The 4,070-nt window shown below is 43.4% G+C and carries 3 protein-coding genes; 1 reads left to right on the plus strand and 2 read right to left on the minus strand.

Going from position 1 to position 4,070, the window contains the following annotated elements; all coding sequences use genetic code 11:
* Nucleotides 1-37: 37 nt before the first annotated feature.
* Nucleotides 38-628, minus strand: coding sequence for an NADH peroxidase (locus CCU_RS11460; RefSeq protein WP_015534780.1), 591 nt, complete (start codon nt 626-628; stop codon nt 38-40).
* A 342-nt stretch (nt 629-970) separates the two neighbouring features.
* Nucleotides 971-2,800 (minus strand): GGDEF domain-containing phosphodiesterase, encoded by a 1,830-nt coding sequence (locus CCU_RS11465; RefSeq protein ID WP_015534781.1) that lies wholly within the window; start codon nt 2,798-2,800, stop codon nt 971-973.
* A gap of 215 nt (nt 2,801-3,015) precedes the next feature.
* On the opposite strand from CCU_RS11465, the gene CCU_RS11470 reads away from it, so the two are divergent.
* Nucleotides 3,016-4,070 (plus strand): sodium:proton antiporter (locus CCU_RS11470; protein WP_208896198.1); only part of this gene is annotated, 1,055 nt, incomplete at its 3' end.

The raw sequence follows: 4,070 nt of genomic DNA on the forward strand, positions 1-4,070 counted from the left end.
AGACTGACTATCCTTATGAATAATCTTTACCTTCTTCTTACTTACCGAAGTATCTGTCAAGAAGTCCCTTGAGAGCCTTGCCGTGTCTTGCCTCGTCTCTTGCCATCTCATGAACTGTATCATGGATCGCATCCAGATTGTTCTTCTTAGCGCACTTTGCAAGATCTACCTTTCCTGCTGTTGCACCGAACTCGCAGTCAACTCTCCATGCAAGATTCTTCTCTGTTGAAGCTGTCATGTTCTGCTCAAGGTCTGATCCAAGCATCTCTGCGAACTTAGCTGCATGCTCAGCCTCCTCGTACGCTGCCTTCTCCCAGTAGAGACCGATCTCAGGATAGCCCTCGCGATGTGCTACACGAGCCATGCAGAGATACATTCCAACCTCTGAGCACTCTCCCTCGAAGTTAGCCTTGAGCTGCTCGTAGATATACTTCTTGTCCTCATCGCTGATCTCTGGATTGTTCTTAACTGTCTCAGCATATACGCCAAACTCATGCTCTGCTGCAAGTGTGAGCTCTCCCTCTACCTTCTTGAACTTATCTGCTCCTGCGTGACAGATAGGACACTCTGCTGGTGCCTGCTCTCCCTCATAGATATAACCGCATACTGTACATACAAACTTTGCCATAACTTAATTCTCCTTTTCTCTTTTAAATAATCTAATCAATATCCATCATTGATTGTTAAAATATATTCTGTCTTCTTTGTTGATGTTTATTTATCAACTATGTCTTATTATACCTATTTTTTGATCAAAGTCAACCCCTATTGGGAATGATTCTTAATTATTTTTTTAGTAGGTTGTTGATTATATATACAAGACTTGTAAATTATATACATTACATTATTGAGATTACATCCTGTTAAGGTCCAATATAAATAGAAAAAGAGGATCGATACATTCATATATCAATCCTCTTATACTCTTCTGTATATTCTCTATATGTCGCTATATAGCATCATTATCCGGCTAGCTCTGTCCCAGCATTATCTTCTTGAGAAGATATTCATATCCCGTGATAGGTATAGGCTTGCTGTAGTAATAACCCTGAATGTAGTGGCATCCCCACTCTCTCAGGTATTCCTTCTGCTCAAATGTCTCAACACCCTCCGCAAGACTTCTGATTCCCAGATGCCTTGACATGGTAAGGATATCCTGTGTCATGAGCATGTCCTTGTTGTTCGGCTCGCCGGTGGCTATTCCGTCAATAAAGCTCTTGTCTATCTTGATTATATCCAGCGGCATATCCTTAAGAAGTGCCATACTGGAGTATCCTGTTCCAAAATCGTCCATGGATATCTTGAAGCCCTCAGCCTTCAGATCCTTGAGCACCTTTATCAGATACTGCACGTCAGCGAAATCTGCACTCTCAGTTATCTCAAAGTCTATAAGCGAGTGATCCACTCCGTATTCATCGACTATATCACACAGTATATATATAAGATCCGGTCTCGATATCTGGTGTCTCGAGAGGTTACAGGATATCGGGTAGAGCGGGTAGCCAAGCTCCTTCCACTCCTTGAACTTCTTGCACACCTGTCTCAGCACATATCTGTCTATGATGTCTATAGTTCCGTCAGTCTCAAACTGCGGCACGAAATACTTCGGCGAGAGAATATCTCCGCCCTTGTAGAACCATCTTATCAGAGCCTCAGCACCGGTCAGGGTGTCGTTCTGTGGATTGTACTTCGGCTGAAGATATACCATGAGATCCTCATTCTCTATGGCATCCGGAAGCTCCAGCTTGTACTGCTGTGCCATGATGTATTCCTTCTTCATCTCCGATGTGTATATCTTTATCTCATTTACATTGGTCTTGATACACTGGAGGTGTGCCATCTGCGCCATGTCCTCAATGCGCATTGACATGTTGATTTTCTCGAATTCATCATAGAATACGATACCACAGCTATAGAATATCTTATACTTCCTGTTCGACGGAAGCTGTCCTATCTCCTCAAAGAATGTATATAGCCGGTTCATTATCTCATCCTCCGGCATATACTTTATAATCATGGCAAAATCGTCACTCTCACACTTTGCAGAGTACAATATCCAGTCCTGCTTGGTCATAGCGTCACATATATATCTGAACAGATCCTTCGCCACCTCACGGCCCATAACGTTGTTGATGAGCCTGAAGCCCTTTATGTCGAATCTGGCAAATATAAACTGATCCAGTCCTATATATTCACACTGCTCAAGCTTCTCCTTGAGCCATGTCCAGTTGTAATGTCCGGTGGCAGGCTCCCTGTATGCTATCTCATAGAGATCTCTCTTACTCATGTTGTCAAGAGTCAGCATCTCCTCCGTCTTGGTCTTCTTGGACCATACCGGAATCTCCACGCACAGACTGTCTGCGCTCTCCATGTAACATATATATGGAAGCTTGTGGTTAGAAACAATGTGCAGCTTCTCCGTCTCTATATACAACTTGGCATATGAATACGCCATGGTCATGAGTCTCGGTATATCCTCTATCAGAGATATATCAAATCCCTTTATATCCACAACGTCGAATCCCGGAACCGTGATGCTCACACAGTTCTGAGGAACCACCTCCATATCACTGTATCCTATCTCCACTCCTCCACACAAACGCGAATATCCGGCGTCCATCATCTTCTCAGGCATATAAAACAAAGCCCTGTTTGCCAGCGGCCTGTATATGTTGCTAAAGCACTTGTACCAGTCATAGCCATTCTCCTGACAAAAATCGTCAAATCCCTCTGACTCTCTGGACCTCAGCACGTAAAGTTTTCTCTTTGGTTTGTATGCCTTTGACCATTGATGTTCCATAATATATCATTACCTCTGTTCTGCCCTAAGGCCATAGTATTGCTATTTTTCAACCTTTTTCATTCTATCACAGATCCATCATTTAGGGCTATACTTATTATTTTTTTGTTCTGGAAAATAAATGGTTAAGTTTCGATTTTTTTCGTTGAATTTTTACCATATATTTGTTAGCATAGATAAGGTTTTTCAATTATAATTAATAGGAGGCAAAAACGATGAAAAACAGGTTATTTCTAGGTCTCGGCACAGTCATCTCAGTTCTTGGGCTGTCACAGGTAAGTGCCCTGGCGGCAGACAGCGAATCCGGTACTGAAACACTCGGTGCTGCGCTTCCACTTACATGGTGTATACCATTTGTGTGTATGCTTCTGTGCATAGCTGTTATGCCCCTTATCGCCGGTGAGTGGTGGGAAAAGCACAAACAGTGGGCTGTTGCAGGCTGGTCTCTTTTATTTTTAATTCCATTTGCCATATTCCATGGCTTTGGTACGATGGGCGAACAATTGCTCGAGGTAATGATCGGTGACTATCTCACCTTCATTGTATTGCTTTTTGCCCTGTTCTGTGTGGCAGGCAATATATCTCTTGAAGGCGACCTGGTGGGAACACCTAAGCTCAATGTTCTGCTTCTACTGATAGGTACTCTGCTGTCAAGCTGGATCGGTACTACCGGTGCAAGTATGCTGATGATCAGACCTATCATAAAGGCAAATAAATGGAGACGAAGAAAGGTTCAGATCATTGTATTCTTCATCTTCCTCGTTTCAAATATTGGTGGCTGTCTCACCCCTGTCGGTGATCCTCCACTTCTGATGGGATTCATGAATGGTGTTGACTTCTTCTGGAGTCTCAGACTTGCAAAGGTCATGGTTGTCAATCTCATCATCCTGCTGACTGTATTCTTCTTTCTCGACACAAGAGCGTACAAGAAGGATATCGCAGACGGCAGACAGAAGCCGGTATTCGATGCGGATACCAAAAAGCCAATCAGACTTAAGGGCGCTCACAACATTATATTCCTTGTAATGATCGTAGGCGCAGTTATCCTCAGCGGTGTTCTTCCTATGAAGTTTCCTGCATTTGCAAAGGGTATCAATTTCTGTGAGGGCGTAACGCTCTCATGGGCTGCTATCATCGAGATCGTGATCATGCTCGCAGCGGCTTTCCTCTCATTCAAGACAACGAGCAAGAAAGTCCGTAAGGCCAACAACTTTACATGGGATGCTATACAGGAGGTTGCCATACTGTTCGTAGGTATCTTCATCACTAT

The sequence above is a fragment of the Coprococcus sp. ART55/1 genome (assembly GCF_000210595.1).
Classification (GTDB): Bacteria; Bacillota; Clostridia; order Lachnospirales; family Lachnospiraceae; genus Coprococcus; species Coprococcus aceti.